We start from the raw sequence: 22,367 nt of genomic DNA, 5'->3' as shown, positions 1-22,367 counted from the left end.
CTTTTAGCGAATAATTATTGTCCACAATCGTAAAGCTGATAATAATTCTATTAACCAAACCTTCATAAGTAGTTAACGTCATGGATTCGACCTACACCATCATCATCGCAGATGATCACCCGCTGTTTCGCAATGCTCTATTTCAATCGGTGCATATGGCGGTCAGTGGTGCGAACTTGTTAGAAGCCGACTCTCTAGACGCACTGCTGACACTGTTGAAAAAAGAGGACGAGCCTGACTTGCTGCTGCTTGACCTGAAAATGCCAGGGGCCAATGGCATGTCTGGCTTAATCCATCTGCGAGCTGAATACCCTGACTTGCCGATTGTCGTGGTCTCAGCCAGTGAAGAATCAACGGTCGTCACTCAAGTAAAAAGCCATGGTGCGTTTGGTTTTATTCCTAAGTCGAGTGATATGCGCGAGCTGGTCAGTGCGCTCAATCAAGTGCTCAATGGCGAACCTTTCTTCCCTGAAGGCTCGATCACTAACCATGCAGCTTGCAATGATTTAGCGACTAAAATTGCCACTTTAACGCCACAGCAGTACAAAGTCTTAGGAATGCTCTCTGATGGCTTGCTTAATAAGCAAATTGCTTACGAACTAAATGTATCTGAAGCAACAATAAAGGCCCATATGACGGCAATATTCCGCAAGTTAGGTGTAAAAAACCGCACTCAAGCCGTCATCTTACTTCAACAGCTTGAATCTGAAATATAATTCACCTAATCATCACATAGAACCACCCGTTTACTGCTACACTGAACAAGTCAGTTCACCACTGCGCTATCCCTCTGTTCCATTACTCTGGGAGTACCCCCTTGCTCAGCATCTTAATCACTCAATTCGTTGTTTTATGGGCCGTCATTGACCCCATCGGCTCTGTTCCTGTCTATCTGTCACAAACACAACATTTAACCGCCAAACAACGCCGGTTAGTTGCACTTAAAGCGGTCGCCATTGCGACTGGCGTGCTGTTATTTTTCCTTGTCGCTGGTCAGTTATTGCTTGAAGCGATGCAAATTCCCTTACCCGCTTTTCAAGCCGCCGGTGGCTTAGTATTACTGCTGTTTGCTTTGACGATGATTTTCGGTGAATCCAAGCCAGAGCAAGAGACGAAACTCTCTATCGATATCAGCCATTCCGATCTGGCAGACTTGGCCGTTTACCCATTGGCGATTCCCTCGATTGCCTCACCAGGTGCGATGATGGCGATCGTAATGCTGACCGACAACCATCGTTATTCATTGTTCGACCAGAGCCTAACCGCGGGTGTGATGGTGTTGGTATTAGTGATTACCCTATTGCTGCTGCTCGGAGCCACTCATATCCAAAAATGGATTGGTAATGTTGGCGCCGCCATCATCAGCCGCGTAATGGGCCTGATACTTGCTGCGGTTGCAGTGAATAATTTGCTGATGGGGATCAAAGATTTCTATCTTGGTTAATAAAAAACCACCCACTCAGTAATGAAACGTTAGACTTTAGGCTAATTTAACAGACCGTTAACATCACAGTTTTTTATCATTTACTCACTAAGCGTCCGTTATACGGACGCTTTTTGTTTTCATGCTCGCGACTAAAGTTGAAAAGAGTTCTTGCCCAACCCTTGCTAATGTAGACATTGAAACATTTTATTAACAACAAACACGTAAGGAGACGGCAATGGCGTTTGATAGTCAGGAACGAGCCAAGGCCTACTGGGATAAGAACGTAAAGCTGATGATTTCACTGTTAATCATCTGGTTTGTCGTTTCATTTGGCTGCGGCATTTTATTTGTCGATCAGCTTAACCAAATTCAAATAGGCGGTTACAAGTTAGGCTTCTGGTTTGCACAACAAGGCTCTATCTACACCTTCCTAGGTATTATTTTCTACTACGCGTGGAAGATGCGTCAGTTAGATCGCGAATTTAATGTGGACGAGTAAGGAGTAGTTCAGATGGATTTGAAAACAATCACTTATCTTGTTGTAGGTGCCACCTTTGTCCTTTACATCGGTATTGCGATTTGGGCGCGTGCCGGATCAACGAAAGAATTCTACGTAGCAGGCGGCGGGGTCCACCCGATCGCGAATGGTATGGCCACGGCGGCAGACTGGATGTCTGCGGCATCATTTATTTCTATGGCAGGCTTGATCGCCTTTATGGGTTACGGCGGCAGTGTCTTCCTTATGGGCTGGACTGGCGGTTACGTACTCCTTGCACTGCTACTTGCACCGTACTTACGCAAGTTTGGTAAATTTACCGTACCTGAGTTTGTCGGTGAGCGTTTTTACTCAAACGCTGCACGTATCGTGGCAGTTATTTGTCTTATCATCGCCTCGGTCACTTACGTTATCGGTCAGATGAAAGGCGTAGGTGTTGCCTTCGGTCGCTTCCTTGAAGTGGACTACTCAACGGGTCTTTTGATCGGTATGTGTATCGTCTTCATGTACGCAGTAATGGGCGGCATGAAAGGGATCACCTACACGCAGATAGCGCAATATTGCGTACTCATTCTTGCTTACACTATTCCAGCAATTTTTATCTCTCTGCAACTGACAGGTAACCCAATTCCGCAAATCGGCCTAGGGAGTACCATGGCCGGAACCGATGTCTACTTGCTCGACAGGCTCGACCAGGTGGTCACCGAACTCGGCTTTACCGAGTACACCACCCAAGTCCGTGGCGATACGTTAAACATGTTTGTTTATACTATGTCTCTGATGATCGGTACGGCAGGCCTACCACACGTAATTATCCGCTTCTTCACCGTACCAAAAGTACGTGATGCGCGTACTTCTGCAGGTTGGGCACTGTTCTTCATCGCGATTTTGTACACAACAGCCCCTGCCGTTTCTGCAATGGCACGTCTAAACCTAATGGATACGGTTAACCCTGCGCCAGGCCAACACCTTGCGTATGATGAACGTCCTGACTGGTTCAAGAATTGGGAAAAAACCGGTCTGCTAGGTTTTGATGATAAGAACGGCGATGGCAATATCCAGTACACATCAAATGCGGCAACCAATGAGCTCAAAGTGGACCGTGACATCATGGTACTGGCTAACCCAGAAATCGCCAAGCTACCAAACTGGGTGATTGCACTGGTTGCAGCGGGTGGTCTAGCCGCAGCGCTTTCTACCGCAGCGGGTCTGTTGCTGGCTATCTCATCGGCGATATCCCATGACTTGATAAAAGGCGTCATCAATCCAAACATCTCAGAGAAGAAAGAACTACTGGCGAGTCGGATCTCGATGGGTGTGGCGATTGCAGTGGCTGGTTATCTCGGACTCAATCCGCCAGGCTTTGCCGCAGGTACGGTTGCTCTGGCGTTCGGTCTGGCGGCATCCTCTATCTTCCCTGCGTTGATGATGGGTATCTTCAGTAAAAACATCAACAAGGAAGGCGCTATCGCCGGTATGATCGCTGGTATTACCATCACACTATTCTACGTATTCCAACACAAAGGCATTCTGTTTATTGCCGATTGGAAATACCTAGAAAGCTGGGGCAGCAACTGGTTCCTAGGCATCGAACCAAATGCATTTGGCGCTATTGGTGCACTGTTTAACTTCATCGTGGCATTCGCAGTATCAAAAGTAACGGCTGAGACACCACAAGAAGTGAAAGATTTGGTTGAACATGTCCGTGTACCTGCTGGTGCTAGTGAAGCCGTCGACCACTAATAATAATACTCAACACACAAAAGCCCCGTTCGGGGCTTTTTTATTCTCTGTTTTCAGTTACCGTAATCAAAGTCTGTTGTAGCAAGGAAGCCAAGATGTTCAAAAATAAGCACTTAATCATCGCGTTACTTATCGCACCTATCCTATCGATCATTGCCTACTTCGGCACGGATGTGGCACTAAGTGAGAAGCCACATGCCGCACAAGAGGGAAAAAGCTATAAACTAGCGGCCAAGTCTAACTGTCGTTATACCAGTGGCTTGTGTGATATGAATAACGGAGAGTTTAAAGTGCAATTTCGCTCAGAAAAGGTAACCGCACAAAGCTTAGACTTATCACTGAAGTCCGCTTTTCCGTTAGAAGGGGTCAAACTGTCTCTGGTGGCACAACAAGAACAAATCGCGCAACCGCTTGATATGCAAGCAACCGATAGCAGTGGCAAAAAATGGTTCATTTCATTGCCAACCTCTGCCTCTGAAGAGAGCTGGCTGCGCGTAGCCATTCAAGCCGACGGCGCGCTCTACTATGGCGAGACCCAAACCCCGTTTGTTAGATACGAAACGTTGTTTACCGAGTAACAAGTTGCGAGTGATTTTTTCAAGGTTGACGTTTTTACGTCAACCTCTTAATCAACAATGACAATACCGCCATTTCGAACAGCAAAGTCCATTGCTAGACCCGATTCAACACCGCTCTTAACTTAAGTGGCTTAACTGGCTTAGCAATAAAGCTAAACCCATTTGACTTAATCCCATCCAACATATCATCGGTACGATCAGCGCTGATAATGACGCCGATAAAGCGAGCGCCTAAACGCAGACGGCATTGCTGCAGCACTTCTAACCCCGTACGACCGTGGTCTAATCGGTAGTCAGACAAAATCACATCCGGAACCCAGTCGGTCTCTATCTGTTGTAAGCTTGAAACCAAATCGACCGCGGTACGAACATCACACCCCCAACGTCCAAGCAGATTTTCCATCCCGACTAAGATATCTTGCTCGTTATCGACACAAAGCACTTTGAGATGGCTAATATCAGAATGGTTGACGATCGGTGCCAGCGTTATCGGCTCAATCACTTTTTCACCGCGCGCTAAAGTAATGGAAAAAACGCTGCCTTTACCGGGCCATGAACGCATGGTGATCTGATGACCTAATACATGGGCGATCCCTTTCGAAATGGCCAACCCTAACCCCAAACCTTGATCAGAACGGACTTGACTGCCGCGATTGAATTCCTCAAAAATTTCTTGTTGTTTATCCTCATCAATACCCACACCGTTGTCCCATACATCAATGCGAGCTTGACCACCAATACGGCGCACACCGAGCACCACTTTCCCTTTAGGGTTGTAGCGAAACGCATTAGTCAGGAAGTTTTGCACTACCCGACGTAATAACTTCGGATCAGACTGGACAATCAAGTGACTCGGTATCATCGAGAACTCAACCCCTTGCTGCTTAGCCAGTGCACCAAACTCCGCATTGAGGTTCGCCAGAACATCGTTAATCGCAAAACTGTGCACCTGAACGTCTAACTTACCCGACTCTAAACGCGAGATATCGAGCAGATCACCAATCAAGTCTTCCGCCGCGCCCAAAGCACTTTCGATATATTGCGACAACTGCTTTGCCTCTGGATCTTTCGCCACTTCAGACAGAGAAGAGGCGAACAGCCGCGCAGCATTGAGCGGCTGCATCAAGTCGTGACTCACCGCTGCCAAAAAGCGTGATTTGGATTGAGATTCATGTTCAGAGCGCTGAGTCGCCGCAACGAGTTTTTTGTTCAACTGCTCAAGTTCTTGAGTTCGCGCTGTCACTCGCTCTTCAAGGGTTTCGTTCGCCTCTTTGAGTGCCTGCTCTGCATCTCGGAAGACCGTGATATCGGTAAAGCTCATGACAAACCCGCCGCCCGGCATCGGATTACCTTGCACCTCAATCACTCGGCCATCAGGTCGCACGCGAGAAGACGTATGCCGCGACCCTTGCTCAAGATGATATACCCGGCGACGTACATGCTCTTCTGGGTCACCTGGGCCACATAAGCCCTGCACGGCATTGTGTCGAATCACATCCGCAATCGGCCTGCCTACCTGAATCAATCCAGCCGGAAAAGTAAATAACTCTAAATAGCGCTGGTTCCAAGCCACCAAACGTAATTGCTTATCGACCACCGCAATGCCTTGACCAATATGTTCAATCGCCCCTTGCAGTAAGCCACGGCTAAAGTCATACAGCTCCGACGCTTCATCGACAATGGTCGCGACCTCTTCAAGCTGCATATTACGACCTTGCAAGGCCGAAGTAAGGACTAACTTAGCCGATGAAGCACCAAATACCCCAGCCAAGACCCTTTCAGTATGGCGAATCAGGGTTGATGGCGCTTGCTGGTTGGGCATTAAGGTTTCACGTTGCTGTTGCCAATACTGACGAAATGCGCTGCGTACTCGCTGGCGACCAACAAAACGCGACGCCAACATTTCTAACTCACCGACTGTGACACGGCTTTGATACAAGCTCATATTTTCACTTTCAGGCAAGGGAGTACCAATGAAGGAGGCCGACTGTAAGCGCTCACTAAGGCTAGCGCGCGTAAGCATTGAGACCACCACATAACACAAACTGTTGAGCGCAACACTCAGCACAATGCCCCAGTCGGAATTTTTGACTTCCAGCGCTTGCAGCCACTCAGGTGGCGTAATCATCCACAGAAGAAAATTGTTTTCTGCACTGCCAGCCAACATGTCGGTTTGACTCATCAAGGTGATCAGCCACAAGGTAAAGCCGACCGCTAAACCGACATAAACCCCTTTACGATTGCCTTGGCGCCAATACATACCGCCGAGCAACGCTGGTGCGAATTGCGTGATCGCCGCAAACGAGAGAAAGCCTATCGCTGACAGTGAGTGAATACTTCCTAACACTTGATAAAAGCCCCAAGCGCCAAGGAGCAGTAGCAGAATTAAGCCACGGCGAATGACGAGTAATAACCCAGAGAAATGACGATGAGTGCGTTGCGATAAGCGCATACGACGCAATAAGAGCGGCATCACCAAGTCATTGGAGACCATGATCGCCAACGCAATGGTCGACACGATCACCATGCCACTGGCGGCTGATGTGCCGCCCAAAAACGCGAGTAGAGCAATATCTGATGCGCCGACCGCCATCGGCAAGCTGATCACATAGGTATCCGGACTAACATCGGTTAATAGTGCCTGCCCCACCCAAGCAATCGGCAACACAAACAGCCCCATCAAAATCAGATAGACAGGAAATAGCCAACGCGCGGTGTGTAAATCTTGCGCACGTTCGTTTTCGACCACCATGGTATGGAACTGACGCGGCAGACAGACTATCGCAAGCATGGTTAGTACGGTATGAATCAATAAGGTCGGAAAGTTAGGCGCTTGATAGGTTTGACGCGCCACCTCAAGCAATTCGACATCACTGCGCTTTAACGCCAGAAAGAGGATAAACACACCAACAACCAGAAACGCCACCAGCTTAATGATCGATTCAAACGCAATCGCCATCATCATTCCGCGATGGTGCTCGGTGTTGTCGATGTGTCGAGTACCAAATAACATGGTGAACATGGCTAAAGCGAGCACCACAAACCAAGACACATCAAAGCCCAAACTTTTAAATTGGACCGATAAATCAGGCGCGATGATCTCGAGCCCCATGGTAATGCCGCGCAGTTGCAAAGCAATGTAGGGCAAGATGCCCGCCACCGCAATCAAGGTTACCGCAACGGCCAAACCTTGTGATTTACCATAGCGAGCTGCAATAAAATCCGCAATCGAGGTAATGTGTTCACGTTTCGCCGTCAGAATTAACCGCGCAAGAACTCGCCAACCCAAAGTAAAGACTAAAATCGGCGCGATATAGATAGGAAGGAACGACCAAAGGTTACTACTTGCTTGCCCTACCGTGCCGTAAAAGGTCCATGAGGTACAGTAAACCGCGATTGATAAGCTGTATACCCAAGGGCGCCAACTAGCTAGCCACGAAGGGCGTCTATCGCCGTACCAAGCAATAACGAACAATAAACCGAGATACAACAGCGATACGGTGATCACCAGCCAACCCTGCATCAGATATCCTTATCTTATTTTGAGTTCATGGATCGCAATAAAAAACAAACCCTCTCCAGTCGGGAGAGGGTTTATTTAACTAAGGATACGCAGTCAACTCAATCAGATAGGGTTAATTCTGTGCATTAGGCTCCGCTTTAAGCGCTTGCTTAACATTATGTGGCTGAGGATCTAAACGAATAAATAACGCTAATCCCCCCATCGCCGCCATGACCCAAAACACATTCGCTCCCCAATTCTCATAGCCCCAACCACTTAAGGTAGTCATTAGGGCAATAAAAGCCCCCAAAGGAATGGCATTGTAGAGTGCTTGCAGAGCCACCATCTTACGTTGCTCGGAATGCTGGATGTACTGGATAGCCGCAATATGAGCCATGGCAAACGTCACCCCGTGTAACAATTGGATAAGCACCAAGGCCAGTAACACAGTGGTTGATGCCGTAAGCCCCCAACGGACAATGACGCCAATCGATGCAACCATGAACAGTGCGCGCAAGCTCCATCCCGAAAACAAACGCTTGCTCAGCGCAAACACGGCAACTTCGGCGACAACCCCTAAACTCCACAAGTAACCAATAATATCTTCTGAATAACCCGCCTCTTTCCAATAGATAGAACTAAAACTGTAATAGGCAGCGTGGCTTCCCTGAATCAGAGCGGCCAAGATCAGGAATTTGATCACTGGCAACTCGCGAAGTAACTCGGTCAATTTTGGTCGTTCGGTGTTTTCTTCACTGGTTGTCACTGGCATTGGGTTGATACTGCGCAATGAAAACAACAGCGCAAACACCACCCCGGCCAACGCGGTATACAAAATCATGTCACTGCCATATTGAGCCACTAAAAAGCCCACGACCGTTGAACCCGCAATAAACGCAACCGACCCCCATAAGCGAGTACGACCATAATCGAGCATGTTAATACGCGCATAATAGTTTGCCATCGAGTCAGACAATGGCACGGCCGGACCACAGCACAAGTTAAACAATACAGTCGCCAACGCCATTAACCAGAAGCTTCCCCCGGTGAAAAAGTGAAAACCGATAAACAAAATCGAGGCGAAACTCAACCAACGCAATGCTGGCATCAAGTGTTCGACTTTATGAATGCGTGGCGTCAGGAGCATATTGGCAAGACAGCGCGTGGCAAAGCCAATACCAATTAACAAGCCGATATCCGTTGCCGATACCCCCTGCTCTTCAAACCACAACGCCCAAAATGGCAAATAGACACCATAGGCAAAAAAGAAACCGACAAAATACTGGGAAATCCAACCGTAAGGGGAAGGGGTAAACATGATGACCTCTTGAAACAAAAATGTGGGGCGACGGTATTATCGTTGGCTTGGTTTGAATTTAAAAGGGAACAATTCGCACCAATGCGTTTCCTTATTGTCAATCAGCGGCAGCAGTTCGACCAAAGTCGTCTGGCACAACGCGTCAAATGCGGCACACTGAATAGATACAGAGTTTGCATTGTGGGTTCGCTATGCCAGAAAAATTTAATATGCACTCCCCTCCATTTGATCGTCTCAATGTATCGCAACAAAAGAAATTGAGAGGATCATTGGATGTCGCTTATTTTCGCACCAGTGAGACCCTTCTAAAGCCGGGCGCTGAGAGCCAACACCTGCATATTTTGATCAAAGGTGCCGTCGAAGAGCGCTCGGAAGATAATAAAGAGATTTTTGCCCACTACGCCAATGACGATCTGTTTGATGTGCGTTCGTTGTTTGATGACACCATCAAGCACCGCTATATCGCGCTTGAAGATACCCTCTCTTATCTGCTACCTAAGTCGGTATTTCTTGAGTTGTATCATGACAATGGCCAATTTGCCGCTTACTTCGACAACAACCTCGCTCGTAGGCAAGCCCTGATCGAAACTGCGCAGCAGCAGCAAAACCTGGCCGAATTCATTTTAACCAAGGTGGATAAAGAGATTTATCATCCGCCGATGATTTTCTCGCCGGATCAACCACTTAACCAAGTAACGCAAACACTCAAAGACAACGGCCTTGACTCAGCATTGGTCAAGCTCAACGACAATGACATCAGGCTTATCGACAACCAACACGCGCTGCCTTACGGTATTATTACTCGCACCAATATGCTGCACGCGGTGATGCTCGATGACCATCCACTCGATACTCCGGTCGGCAAGATCGCCACTTTTCCCGTAGTGCACGTCGAAAACGGCGAATTTCTCTTTAATGCCATGATCAAGATGACGCGCCAGCGCATGAAGCGCGTGATGGTCTCCGATGGCAAAGAAGCCGTCGGCATGCTCGATATGACACAGATTTTAAGCGCCTTTTCAACTCACTCGCATGTACTGACCTTAAGTATTGCTCGCGCCAGTAGCATCGAAGAGCTGGCATTGGCTTCCAATCGTCAGCGCCAGTTAGTTGAAAGCCTACTCAATAACGGCATTCGTACCCGCTTTATAATGGAGCTGATTTCAGCCGTTAATGAACAGATCATCGAAAAAGCCTTTGAGCTGATTGTTCCCCCTGCCCTTCACGATCACTGCTGCTTGATCGTTTTAGGCTCTGAAGGCCGCGGGGAACAAATCCTCAAAACCGATCAAGACAATGCCTTAATCCTTAAAGATGGTTTTGAGTGGCATCAATGTGCGGCAGTGATGGATCAACTGACTCACACGCTGCAGCAGCTCGGTTACCCTCTATGTCCCGGCAACGTGATGGTCAACAACCCTAAATGGGTCAAAAACCAGCGTGACTGGAAAAAGACCATCAGTCACTGGTCAAAACCGACCTCAGCCGAGCATGTCATGGACTTGGCGATTTTTACCGATGCTCACGCGGTAGCGGGCAACAAAGCGTTACTTGAGCCCATTGGCCAACACCTTAAACAAATCATGTTAAACAACATGTTAGCGCTGCAAGACTTTTCGCGTCCGGCGCTTCAATTTGCGTTACCGTTAACCCTGTTTGGCAATGTTAAAAAAGACAAAGATGGCCTTGATGTCAAAAGTGGTGGCATCTTCCCTATCGTCCATGGCATTCGCACCTTAGCCCTTGAGTATGGCATTGAAGAGAAAAACACCTTTGAGCGCATTGAAGCACTGCGCAACAGAAAAATCCTTGAACCCGAAACGGCAGACAACCTCAGTGAGGCATTAAAACTGTTATTTAAGTTGCGCTTAAATCAGCAATTGACCCATCAACACAGCCACAACCGTATTGATATTAAGCAGATCGATCGCACCGAGCGTGACTTGCTCCGTCACGCTCTGCACGTAATTAAAAAGTTCAAGCAGTTCTTGGGCTACCATTATCAAATACGAGATTAAGGGTTTACGATGAATTGGCTTCAGCGCCGGTATTGGTTTTACAAACTCAAGGGCTCGCCCTATCAGTCTTTGTTTGACTCTGTCATGAAGGGTGAATTTGTGTCACTTGATTGCGAGACCACCAGCCTCGACCCCAACCGAGCCGAGTTAGTCACGATTGCGGCTACCAAAATCATCGACAACCGAATCATAACCAGTGCTCCATTTGAGGTGCGCTTACGGGCACCACAATCGCTCGATTCTGGCTCAGTGAAAATCCATAAGATTCGCCATCAAGACTTAGCCGATGGTATTGATGAAAAACAAGCGTTGCTCCAACTGCTTGAGTTTATCGGCAAAAGACCATTGGTCGGCTACCACATTCGCTATGACAAAAAGATCCTTGATCTGGCGTGTCGAAAACAGCTTGGTTTCCCACTGCCAAACCCTCTGATTGAGGTGAGCCAAATCTATCATGATAAGCTTGAACAGCATCTACCCAACGCCTATTTCGACCTCAGTTTGGACGCCATTTGCCGCCACTTAGACTTACCGCTGCAAGACAAACACGACGCCTTGCAAGACGCCATTGCCGCGGCGCTGGTGTTCGTTCGTCTGACAAAAGGTGATCTCCCTAGCCTAAATCTGCCCTATACCCGCTAAGCTATCCTTAGATCTAACTCTCAATTTTAAACATAGATCCTTCATTTATAAGCAGATTATTCGTTCTCATCCTAAAGTCTAATTGTCGAATCCGCGCCTGTGCCTGAAAGTTATAGCCATAGGGATTTTTACGACGTTAGGGTCAGGGGACCCGATCGTTTTAAACGGACACTTGCTCAATTCGTTACGAATTAAGCACAAGGAGATAAGCAATGAGTGAAGCCCATATCTATCCGGTGAAAGAGAACATCAAAAAAAATACCCACGCGGATATCGATACCTACCAAGCCATGTATCAACAATCGGTCACCGATCCGGTTGGTTTTTGGAGTGAACACGGCAAAATTGTTGACTGGATCAAACCTTTTAGCCAAGTAAAAAACACCTCTTTTGACACAGGCCACGTTGATATTCGTTGGTTTGAAGATGGCACACTGAATGTTTCCGCCAACTGTATTGACCGTCACCTCGCAGAACGTGGCGATGAGATCGCGATCATTTGGGAAGGGGATGACCCGAATGACGACAGCACACTCACTTTCAAAGAACTGCACAAAGAAGTGTGTGAATTTTCTAATGCCTTAAAACAGCAAGGCGTACGCAAAGGCGACGTGGTTTGTCTTTACATGCCAATGGTGACCGAAGCGGCCGTGGCCATGCTCGCATGTACCCGAATTGGTGCGGTGCATACGGTGGTCTTTGGTGGTTTCTCACCAGAAGCACTTTCTGGTCGTATTATTGATTCCGATGCCAAAGTCGTCATTACAGCAGACGAAGGTGTTCGTGGCGGTCGCGCCGTACCCCTGAAGAAAAATGTCGATGAAGCGCTAACCAACCCAGACGTCAAAACCATCGAGAAAGTCATCGTTATGAAGCGTACTGGCGGTGATATCGATTGGCATGAGCATCGTGATGTTTGGTGGCATGAAGCAACCGCGAATGTCTCTGCTGATTGTCCGCCAGAAGAGATGAACGCCGAAGACCCGTTGTTCATCCTTTACACATCAGGCTCAACGGGTAAGCCAAAAGGTGTTCTCCACACCACTGGTGGTTACCTAGTCTATGCAGCAATGACGTTCAAGTATGTGTTTGACTACCAGCCTGGTGAAACCTTCTGGTGTACTGCCGATGTCGGTTGGATTACCGGCCACACTTACCTGATATACGGGCCGCTGGCTAACGGCGCCAAAACCATTTTGTTTGAAGGTGTGCCGAACTACCCAAGCACCAACCGTATGAGCCAAGTAGTCGATAAACATCAAGTCAATATTCTTTATACCGCACCAACTGCGATTCGCGCCCTAATGGCAAAAGGCAACGAAGCAGTTGAAGGCACTTCTCGTAGCAGTTTGCGTATTATGGGGTCAGTCGGTGAGCCTATTAACCCTGAGGCATGGGAGTGGTACTACAAAACCATCGGTAATGAGAAGTCACCAATCGTCGATACTTGGTGGCAAACGGAAACCGGCGGTATTTTGATTGCGCCGCTACCAGGAGCAACCGATCTCAAACCAGGTTCAGCAACCCGACCATTTTTTGGTATACAGCCTGCTTTGGTGGATAACATGGGTAACATCATCGAAGGTGCAACCGACGGTAACCTTGTTATTCTCGATTCATGGCCTGGCCAGATGCGTACCGTTTACGGCGATCACGACCGCTTTGAGCAAACCTACTTCTCAACCTTTAAAGGGATGTACTTTACCAGTGATGGTGCTCGTCGCGACGAAGATGGTTACTACTGGATCACGGGTCGTGTTGATGACGTATTGAATGTCTCAGGTCACCGTATGGGTACGGCTGAGATTGAATCAGCGCTCGTTGCACATCACAAAATTGCCGAGGCGGCAATTGTCGGTATTCCACACGACATCAAAGGCCAAGCGATCTACGCTTACATCACCCTAAATGATGGTGAGTACCCAAGCGCAGAGCTGCACAAAGAAGTCAAAAATTGGGTACGTAAAGAGATTGGTCCAATCGCCACACCAGATGTGCTGCACTGGACAGATTCACTACCTAAAACTCGCTCAGGAAAAATCATGCGTCGTATTCTACGTAAGATTGCCACTGGTGATACCAGCAACCTAGGCGATACTTCAACGCTAGCCGACCCAAGTGTGGTTGATAAGTTGATTGCAGAGAAAGCAGAACTGGCGTAAAGCTAATGTTCTAAAACTCAAGCCACCATCTGCTCAGATGGTGGCTTGTTTTTTTAGTCACCCCAACCTATGTTTGCTGAGGTATGTACATCGATATTTATAGGTTTACATAATCGAATGTGAAGAACGGGACAGCAATCATCAGCAACGACCATACAATTAGAATGACGTGCAGAATATCGTTCTCAGAGAACCATATTTTCTTGTGTCTCCAAAGCAGATCACCAATACCTGACTTCCACCATTTATCCATGAAATAGTACGATGCGTAAATCAGAGCCCAAGAGATCATTAGCAACAGATCGTAAGTTGCACCAGTTTTGATAAAGGTTACGGTGTTGATACCGATGAAAGCGATAAAGCTTGGCAATGACGCAACACACATAAACTCAAAGGTGATCACCGATTTCGTTGCGGTTAATCCACCCCATAGTACGAGAATGGTGTAACCCACGGTCAAGATAGCGGCATACCAAATGAAGATATCAAACCAAACTGACTCCGGTGGTATTGATGAGTAAGCAATAGCAACCGTCATGGCATTCATACTCACCTGTTGGAAGATAACGTAAATCACCTCCCACCATGTGGTCCATGAACACTCTTCACGGTGTTTGGCTTTGAGTTCGTAACCTAGAGCTTGATAGCTGGTGCCGGCAATAATCGCACCGACGCCCCAAAGGATCATCGAAATACCCCACCAAAAGCGCGACATTTGACCATCTTGCATCACTAGGAATTGAACACCGACTAAGGTAACAATAACACCCAGCAGGTAGACCCAAAACGTAGACGAAGGTTGGCTAATATCGACTTCTTTGCCTAGAATATTGTAGCGAACCAACGGCTGCTCTTCACCCCAGTTTTCCTTAGTCAACGTAGGGTGCTTAATATCATGAACTTTCTCAAAAATAGACATTTTGAATTCCTCAAAATCGTCGAGGTTCGGTGAACCCCGACCCGGCTAAATTAATCTTCGTGGTTAGGAATTAGAACAAGCTTGCCAACATGTTTGCGGCTCACCAGTTCTTGTTGAGCTTCAACGATGTCTGAAAGTGGGAAGGTTTTTGAAAGAGCAGGCTTAATTTCACCTTTTTCGATAGCTTCAATCAGGCTCGGGAATACAGGCTCATCCCAACCAGTACAGCCAACAAGAGTCAAATCTCTTAGGTACATAGTGCGGAAATCTAGCTCTACGATTGGACCTGCGATTGCACCAGAAGATGCGTAACGACCACCACGCTTAAGCATTTTTAGGTTGTTGACAAAGTTCTCGCCAGCCACGTTGTCAATAATGATATCAACCGACATTTCACCCAGAACGTCTAGGGCATTTTTACCAAAGTCGATGACTTCATCAGCGCCGTAAGAACGTACACGTTCGATTTTATCTTCACCCTCTGCTGCAGCGATAACGTAAGCACCACGACGTTTTGCTAGCTGTACAACGGCAGAGCCAACGCCGCCAGAAGCACCAGCAACATACACGCGATCCCCCGCTTTTACGCCTGAGCGTTGAACCATATTTTCAGAAGTTGCGTAAGCACATGGAATCGTGCCTAGTTCTGCGTCACTCCAGTCACACTCAACTGGGAAGACTTCACTGGCTGAAATTTTCACGTATTGGGCAAATGCACCGTCAAAATCAGAAGCCATCCAGATGTTTTCACGCGACTCAAAACCTTGGTGACGAATACAAGCACGAACGAGAACACGTTTACCCACTAGGTGTTGATCGGCTTCATCTTTTGCTTCAACCACTAGGCCAGCACAGTCGGTCCCCTGGATGAATGGGAACGGAGTCGCTTCACTCCAGCCACCGTCGCCTTCTTTTGCAGCTTCGCCCTTCTCATTATCATCGTCCGACATATCATTGGTGCTTGTCGTTACTTTTGATGAGTACCAACCAAGACGAGTATTGATTTCAGTATTGTTTACACCAGCAGCCAAAACCTTAATGAGTACTTCACCTTCGCTGATGATCGGCATTGGTACATCTTTATACTCCAGCATTTCATAGCCACCGTTACCCATAGTAACCACAGCTTTCATTGTTTTTTGACCGTCTTTAATTTCAAAACGGTTCTTATCATTATTAATATTCATTTTAAACATAATATATCTCTTTATTTTTGGCATGATTAAACTCATGCTTAATTAAAATTCATTTACAGGGGAGTGTTATTTATCTTTAGCTGTCTGCTAACTGAGTATTTATTTCATTAATTTCAGTGGTACTCGCTTTTTTTTGCTCTCGCTTATAGAGCATAGTCATCGCGACACCAAATAGACCAACGATCATGCTAACAATAAAGTAAGCTTGGTATCCACCCTCGTTGCCGTATGTGTCCCATAAAATGGTATTCATTTCTGGAATAATAATATCAGGAATATAACCAACTACCGAAATAACACCAATGGCAGTACCCATGATTGCTGCGCTAATTTTTGACTGACCAAGAAGCGACCAATACGTTCCGCGAATAATATAAGAGAATAGACCAGTAACCATTACTAAAGCGGTAATTAAAAAGGCTGATGTTGAGCTTGGCACAATTACTAAACCGCCCAAACAAAGAACACCACCTAAAATACCGGCTGCGATAGTATTTGCCTGGCCAAATTTATCAGCTAGGAAACCACCAAGGACACCACCAATAGGACGCATCCAAAGTAGGCCTACCATCATAGAACCAACCGTTACAGCATCAAAACCTAGCCCTGTTTGAAGGTAGCCGCCAATATAATAACTGGTCCAAAAAATGGTATAGCCCGTAAAAATAATCATACCGTGTAGGTAGACAAATTTATTTTTAAAGACTTTACCAATATCTGAAAGGTTGATTTTACTTTCTTCACTAGAACTCGCGGCAGCGGCTGCTTCCTTATCTTCTTTGACAAAGATAATAATCAACACTGCAACAACAACCAAAGCAATAGAGTACATGTATACGACAGATTCAAGCGCAAGCTTTTTATCGCTAAAGTCAAGACTACCACCAAGCACTGAAGTAAATATCATTAGCGCGATACTTGCTAATGCAGCTTCAACTAATCCTCGACCACCATCTAAAATGCCGAAGAAACGCCCTTCTTCACCTTCTTTTGCCAACATTTTAGTTATTTTCAAATGTGCTCCCCAAAAGGTAAACACAGAAGAGAATCCCCAAATAGCAAAAATCATTAGCACGCTTGTGTAACTAGGCACTTGTGCGAACCAGAAACCACCAGCCGCTGTGCCTAATAAAGAAACCGCCAATAATTTTTTGGCCGAAAATTTATCACACAGAACACCACTCGGAAAATATCCAATCAGGAAGACAAAACCCAAGATAGTATAAATAGTGTTCATTTGTCCCATTGACATATTAAACACTTCCAAAATAGTTTCTTGGTATTGTGCTTTTAAGTACACCAACGGAAATATCGCACCACCCGCTAAAATAACCAGTGCAAACTGAAAATACCTTGCTAAGTTTTCATTTTTCATATTATTGACCTAAAACCTGCACTTTTGTTATTAGAATGCAGATTTAAATTATTCCACGTAGAGTAGGTATTGAGGTGTAATTAAAAACCACACCTCAGATCATTTACACAAACAACTATTTATATCTATTTGATGTATTTGTGTAATAAATACAGTTTAGTTTGAGAACTGGCTAAATACAGATTCTACGGCGTAGGCACCAGGATCTTTTGTGCCAGATAGGCTGTCACTGTTCAGGTAAGAAGAGCGTCCGGCCTTAGCACTGTTCATAGTAACCGTTGATTCTGCACCCGCTTTCGCTGCATCTATGGCGGCGTTAAAGTCTTGGTTTACCCAAGCTTCAAAAGCTGGATACAGTGCATCAATCATTGTACGGTCGCCTGGTTTAGCGCCGCCGTAAGCCATCATTTGACCTAGACCTTGCTGCATTGCTTTAGCAAGAGAGCCATTTTGCTCAAAGTCGCGACCTGCTGCTGTGAACATAATCGACAGTAGAACACCGGAAGAGCCACCCATTACAGATGTCAGACAATCTGCAATCGTAGTGAGTAGTTTAGCGTTGTCTTGAAGTGGTAAATTGTTTGCTTCTAGTTGCGCGAGCACTTTACGTGCACCAGCGGCAAACGTAGAACCGGTATCAGCATCACCCACGATTGAATCTAGGTGGTTGAGCTCTGCTTCAATATCAATCACTGACTGACACACTTTACGCAGTACTACGGCAACCTCTTCATCGTGAGAAGGCTCAAACACCTTTTTCTCAATCAGATTTTGACACTTAGTGATTGGCACTTCGCGTCGCGCAACCATACCCGGCCATGCATCCGCTTCAACTTCAGCGGTCAGTGCGTTGGCGATCTCATCATCAAGTTGGATAGCAGAAATTGAGAAACCTTTCATATCGATAGCCGTCACTAGAGCACCCGTTACGATAAGTTTAGTGTTGTGACCAAGCTCTGACTCCATGACTTCTTTCGTCACGATATTCATCTCGATAGGAGACAGACCACCCAAGTTATTCACAAGAATTGCGTTTTCTTTAATTGGTTTCGCTTCTACGATTTTTCTGACCATGGTAGCAACCAGTGCTTTAGCCTGTGGCAGATCGATGGTTTCGATACCAGGTTCACCGTGGATGCCTAGGCCCAATTCAGCTTTACCTTGTGCAATACGATCGTTGCTTTCACCTGGCAGTGAACAGCTAGTCAGGGCAACACCAATTGAAGCGGTCTTTTCACACGCCTTTACCGCCGCTTGTTTGACTTCTTCTAGTGAACCGCCGTTTTCAGCCACGTAACCGGCAACTTTCTGCACAAACAGCGTACCAGCGATACCGCGTGGCTGTGGGTTACCTGGGATCGAGATGTCATCGCCAACAACAATCAAGTCAACCTTGCGGCCCATCTCTTTGGCTTTTTCAACAGCGAGACCAAAGTTTAGACGATCACCGGTGTAGTTTTTAATGATAACAAGACAACCAGCCTCACCCGTTACGTGAAGAATCGCGTTAAGTACAGCGTCAACACTAGGGGCTGCAAATAGGTCACCACACACCGCGGCAGTGAGCATACCTTTACCAACGAAACCTGCGTGTGCCGGCTCGTGACCAGAGCCACCACCACAAATTAGGGCAACTTTGTCTTTGCTCCAGTCGTTGCGCGCAACCACTTTAATGTCATTGTCGAAATCGAGTAGCGTGAGGTTTTCTTTCTTCGCTGTGTACAATGTTCCATGAATTGAATCTAGAACAAATGAATCTTTAGTATTTAAAATTAAGTCAGACATCTTAAACCTTTATTAATTAGGGAGAGCGTTACAAGTTAATTCACATTAATGCGTGAGATTATTGACCTAGCTGATGCGCGGTCACAATGGCAGCGTAGACAGCATCAGCTGTTACTGGGAATGGCATGTTGTGAATGGTTTCACCTTCAGCCGTTGCACCTTCAGCCACTTCACGTAGTTTGTCGTGATTTAACTCTTTCACACCCATGTCAAATAGGTTGGTCGGAAGTCCAACTGAGCGACAGAAATCAAGAACCGTATTGATCTCTTCCATCGGAGCATTTTCAAGAACAAGTTGCGTTAGCGTACCAAATGCCACTTTTTCACCATGGTAAAGATGATGACACTCTTCGAGCTTGGTTAGACCATTATGGATAGCGTGCGCGGCTGCAAGACCGCTACTTTCAAAACCAATACCGCTTAGGTAAGTATTCGCTTCAATAATGTTTTCTAGTGCGGTGGTACTCACCCCATTCTCTGCTGCGACTTTCGCTTTAAGGCCGTCAGCAAGCAACGTTTCATAACATAACTTAGCCAAGGCTTGCGCAGAGCGAGTTGGTGCACCGCCCGCCATAGTGGCTTTGCCTGAAGTCATGTTTGCGCGAGCTTCAAAATAGGTTGATAGCGCGTCACCCATACCAGCAACAAGCAAACGCACTGGCGCTTTAGCAATGATGGCGGTGTCCATAACCACCATATTTGGATTCTGTGGGAAGAGTAGGTATTCGCTAAACTCGCCTTCTGGCGTATAAATAACGGCTAGCGCACTGGTTGGCGCATCGGTTGAAGCAATAGTAGGAACAACAACAACAGGAACTTTAGCGTAGTAAGCCACCGCTTTTGCTGTATCAAGAGTCTTACCACCACCAATACCGATGATCACATCATTTTTCTGCGTTGATGCAATATCGATAATACGGTCGATTTCTTGACGAGAACATTCGCCATTAAATAGCTCCATAGCATGAGCCATCTCATTTTGCTCGAAGCTTTGCTTTACCGTCTCGCCGACTAAACCAGTGACGAATGAATCAGCAATGGCAAGAGGGTTTTCGCCGAGTGCTTTTACATAACCAGCAATAGAACCAAGAACATTTTCACCTTGAACGTATTTGCTTGGGCTAATGATTATTTTATCCATGGGGGTGAGCCTTTTCTGTTTTGTTTCAACGTTGAGGCCACATTAAGAACAATCGCGTCATTACCAAAGAAAACTCTATTGAGTTAAGTGTGATTATTTGATTGTCTCGTCAATTCAAGCATGGCAAAGATTAAATTCTCAGCCCGAAATAGATAAAGATCACATTAAATGAAAATCAAGCCACAAAACGTTCCAAATAGAAACAAAGCAACAAAGAAGCAAGGTTCCAAAATGAAACAATCCGCTTTTTTTGATAGTTATCAATGTCTGAATTAAGATGTTCACAGTTCAACTTACTACAGAATAAAAATGAAAGGTCTTATAAACAGCGCCAATAATGTTGCCTTAGAGCAAGTAAAGGGATTGGTCGCGTCGCGTCAGGAGCTAAAGCTAAACGAGCAACCTCGCTATGTGTGGCATGAGTTATCACCTAACCAAGTAGCTCTTATCTCAGGGGGGGCTTCGGGACATGAACCTCTTCATACGGGCTTTGTTGGTAAAGGCATGCTAACCGGTGCTTGCCCTGGAGAGATTTTCACACGTGTAACCCCAGACCAAATCTACGAATGCGCAAGCAGAGTCAATACAGACCAAGGCGTTCTGTTTTTTGTGCAAAACTATATCGGTGACATCATCAACTTTAAGTTGGCAACCGAGCTACTGCATGCCGATGATATCCAAGTTGGTTATGTGTTAATCGATGATGATGTAGCGGTTTCAGACAGTTTATTCACTCGAGGACGTCGTGGCGCTGCAGGCACGGTACTACTTGAAAAGATTGTCGGCGCTGCAGCACAACAAGGCTACTCGTTAGAGGCATGTGAAGCGCTCGGACGCAGAGTTGCCAATAGCTGTCGCTCTATTGCTGTCGCATTGAAGCCATGCGCCGTTCCAGCATCAGGCATACCTACATTTACTCTTAATGACGGCGAGGTAGAATTTGGCGTGGGTATTCATGGCGAGCCAGGTTCCGAGCGATTTGATTACACCAATGCCGATGATTTGGTTGACAAGATGTTTGATGCTTTGAAAGAGAATTCAGACTTTGAGCGCAGCGTCAGTCACTGGAATCGAAAAGACGGAGTATGGGATGAGGTTGACTCTAGCATAGCGAAATTTGAACCCAATCAAGATTATATCGCCATCGTCAATGGATTAGGCAGCACTCCAGTTTCTCAGCTGTATATCGCATACAAGCAATTATTCAACAATTGCCAAAATGAAAACTACCATATCGCACGTAACATGGTCGGTAACTACTGTACGGCTATTGATATGCAAGGTTTCTCTATCACGCTGTTAAAAGCAGATAAAGAGATGATTGAGCTGTTTGATGCCCCGGTCGATACAGCAGAACTTCGTTGGTAACTACTTGTGAGCGTAAACCAAATGATGCAGATAGAAAAACAGCATATTATCGATTGGATCGAGCGTTGCGCCAAAACATATCAAGAAAACCAAGTTTACTTAGATGGGCTTGACTCCGATATTGGTGATGGAGACCATGGCTTCAATATGTCTCGTGGGTTTTCTGCGGCGGCGAAAGATCTCGAAACGCTTCATAAGCAAAGTATCTCCACCATTTTAAAAAATACCGGTTTGAGCCTGCGCATGTATCTTGGTGGTGCAAGTGGTATTTTTTACTCAACGTTTTTCTTCTGTGCCTCTCAATCTGCGGGCAGTCGGACTCACCTCTCATTAGCTCAACTCTTTGATGCGCTTAAACACGGCGCTGAAGGAATCGTCACCAGAGGCAAGGCTCAAAAAGGGGACAAAACCATGTGCGACGTTTGGCTTCCTGCCCTTGAGGTTGCCAAGTCACAAGCTGAAACTGCGCTTTCAACCGATGAGTTGCTCGATCAAATTCTCAAAGTTGCGCAAGAGGCCGCCATTAGTACGGTCGATATGCAAGCGAAGAAAGGCCGCGCTCAACAACATGGTAAAGAGAGTATCGGCTATCAAGATCCCGGAGCGACCTCGACACTACTCATGATCGAAGCACTGATCACTACGTTAAAAAATAAACTAGATTAATATCGGCACGGACGGCCTGTCTTGAATGTCTG

The 22,367-nt window shown here is 46.4% G+C and carries 17 protein-coding genes; 10 read left to right on the top strand and 7 right to left on the bottom strand.

The window, feature by feature from the left end; translation table 11 throughout:
* Positions 1-80 precede the first annotated feature (80 nt).
* The 5 genes from BS19_RS10225 (at position 81) to BS19_RS10205 (ending at position 4,243) form a co-directional block, all read left to right on the top strand.
* Positions 81-716, top strand: coding sequence for a response regulator transcription factor (locus BS19_RS10225; protein ID WP_038175105.1), 636 nt, complete (start codon positions 81-83; stop codon positions 714-716).
* 101 nt (positions 717-817) lie between these two features.
* A complete protein-coding gene (locus tag BS19_RS10220) occupies positions 818-1,444 on the top strand; it encodes a MarC family protein (protein ID WP_038175103.1) in 627 nt (208 codons plus the stop codon).
* Positions 1,445-1,661: 217 nt separating this feature from the next.
* Positions 1,662-1,925 carry a DUF4212 domain-containing protein gene (locus BS19_RS10215; RefSeq protein WP_038175101.1) on the top strand — a complete coding sequence of 88 codons (264 nt, stop codon included), beginning with the start codon at positions 1,662-1,664 and terminating at the stop codon, positions 1,923-1,925.
* Between the two features lie 12 nt (positions 1,926-1,937).
* A complete protein-coding gene (locus BS19_RS10210; protein WP_038175100.1) occupies positions 1,938-3,665 on the top strand; it encodes a sodium:solute symporter family protein in 1,728 nt (575 codons plus the stop codon).
* Between the two features lie 95 nt (positions 3,666-3,760).
* Positions 3,761-4,243, top strand: a complete 483-nt coding sequence (locus BS19_RS10205) for a hypothetical protein (RefSeq protein ID WP_038175099.1) — start codon at positions 3,761-3,763, stop codon at positions 4,241-4,243.
* A 94-nt stretch (positions 4,244-4,337) separates the two neighbouring features.
* Here BS19_RS10205 and BS19_RS10200 read toward each other — a convergent pair whose 3' ends face one another.
* Together BS19_RS10200 and BS19_RS10195 are read right to left on the bottom strand one after the other, a co-directional pair.
* Positions 4,338-7,766, bottom strand: a complete 3,429-nt coding sequence (locus BS19_RS10200; protein WP_038175097.1) for a PAS domain-containing hybrid sensor histidine kinase/response regulator — start codon at positions 7,764-7,766, stop codon at positions 4,338-4,340.
* Between the two features lie 112 nt (positions 7,767-7,878).
* Entirely contained in the window at positions 7,879-9,063 is a 1,185-nt protein-coding gene (locus tag BS19_RS10195; protein WP_038175096.1) for a 3-phenylpropionate MFS transporter, read from the bottom strand.
* Positions 9,064-9,254: 191 nt separating this feature from the next.
* Here BS19_RS10195 and BS19_RS10190 point away from each other — a divergent pair, with 191 nt between their 5' ends.
* From BS19_RS10190 to acs, 3 genes are all read left to right on the top strand, one after another.
* Positions 9,255-11,081 carry a DUF294 nucleotidyltransferase-like domain-containing protein gene (locus BS19_RS10190; RefSeq protein WP_038175094.1) on the top strand — a complete coding sequence of 609 codons (1,827 nt, stop codon included), beginning with the start codon at positions 9,255-9,257 and terminating at the stop codon, positions 11,079-11,081.
* Between the two features lie 9 nt (positions 11,082-11,090).
* A complete protein-coding gene (locus tag BS19_RS10185; RefSeq protein WP_038175093.1) occupies positions 11,091-11,723 on the top strand; it encodes a 3'-5' exonuclease in 633 nt (210 codons plus the stop codon).
* A 212-nt stretch (positions 11,724-11,935) separates the two neighbouring features.
* Positions 11,936-13,885 carry an acetate--CoA ligase gene (acs, locus tag BS19_RS10180; RefSeq protein ID WP_038175092.1) on the top strand — a complete coding sequence of 650 codons (1,950 nt, stop codon included), beginning with the start codon at positions 11,936-11,938 and terminating at the stop codon, positions 13,883-13,885.
* 97 nt (positions 13,886-13,982) lie between these two features.
* Here the strand turns inward: acs and BS19_RS10175 are convergent, their stop codons facing one another.
* The 5 genes from BS19_RS10175 to BS19_RS10155 all read right to left on the bottom strand — a co-directional run bounded on the left by BS19_RS10175 (position 13,983) and on the right by BS19_RS10155 (position 20,301).
* Positions 13,983-14,804: a hypothetical protein gene (locus BS19_RS10175; protein WP_038175090.1), complete on the bottom strand. Its 822-nt coding sequence runs from the start codon at positions 14,802-14,804 to the stop codon at positions 13,983-13,985.
* A 50-nt stretch (positions 14,805-14,854) separates the two neighbouring features.
* Positions 14,855-16,000 (bottom strand): zinc-binding dehydrogenase, encoded by a 1,146-nt coding sequence (locus BS19_RS10170; RefSeq protein WP_245609273.1) that lies wholly within the window; start codon positions 15,998-16,000, stop codon positions 14,855-14,857.
* Positions 16,001-16,076: 76 nt separating this feature from the next.
* A complete protein-coding gene (locus BS19_RS10165) occupies positions 16,077-17,375 on the bottom strand; it encodes an MFS transporter (RefSeq protein WP_038175089.1) in 1,299 nt (432 codons plus the stop codon).
* Positions 17,376-17,531: 156 nt separating this feature from the next.
* Positions 17,532-19,160: a dihydroxyacetone kinase subunit DhaK gene (locus tag BS19_RS10160; RefSeq protein ID WP_038175088.1), complete on the bottom strand. Its 1,629-nt coding sequence runs from the start codon at positions 19,158-19,160 to the stop codon at positions 17,532-17,534.
* 58 nt (positions 19,161-19,218) lie between these two features.
* Positions 19,219-20,301 carry a glycerol dehydrogenase gene (locus BS19_RS10155; protein ID WP_038175087.1) on the bottom strand — a complete coding sequence of 361 codons (1,083 nt, stop codon included), beginning with the start codon at positions 20,299-20,301 and terminating at the stop codon, positions 19,219-19,221.
* Positions 20,302-20,610: 309 nt separating this feature from the next.
* Here BS19_RS10155 and dhaK point away from each other — a divergent pair, with 309 nt between their 5' ends.
* Positions 20,611-21,669 (top strand): dihydroxyacetone kinase subunit DhaK, encoded by a 1,059-nt coding sequence (gene dhaK, locus BS19_RS10150; RefSeq protein ID WP_038175085.1) that lies wholly within the window; start codon positions 20,611-20,613, stop codon positions 21,667-21,669.
* A 6-nt stretch (positions 21,670-21,675) separates the two neighbouring features.
* Positions 21,676-22,335 carry a dihydroxyacetone kinase subunit DhaL gene (dhaL, locus tag BS19_RS10145; RefSeq protein WP_245609272.1) on the top strand — a complete coding sequence of 220 codons (660 nt, stop codon included), beginning with the start codon at positions 21,676-21,678 and terminating at the stop codon, positions 22,333-22,335.
* Positions 22,336-22,367 lie beyond the last annotated feature (32 nt).

Source organism: Vibrio pacinii DSM 19139, assembly GCF_000711795.1.
Classification (GTDB): Bacteria; Pseudomonadota; Gammaproteobacteria; order Enterobacterales; family Vibrionaceae; genus Vibrio; species Vibrio pacinii.
This window is presented reverse-complemented; position numbering and strand designations above follow the sequence as displayed.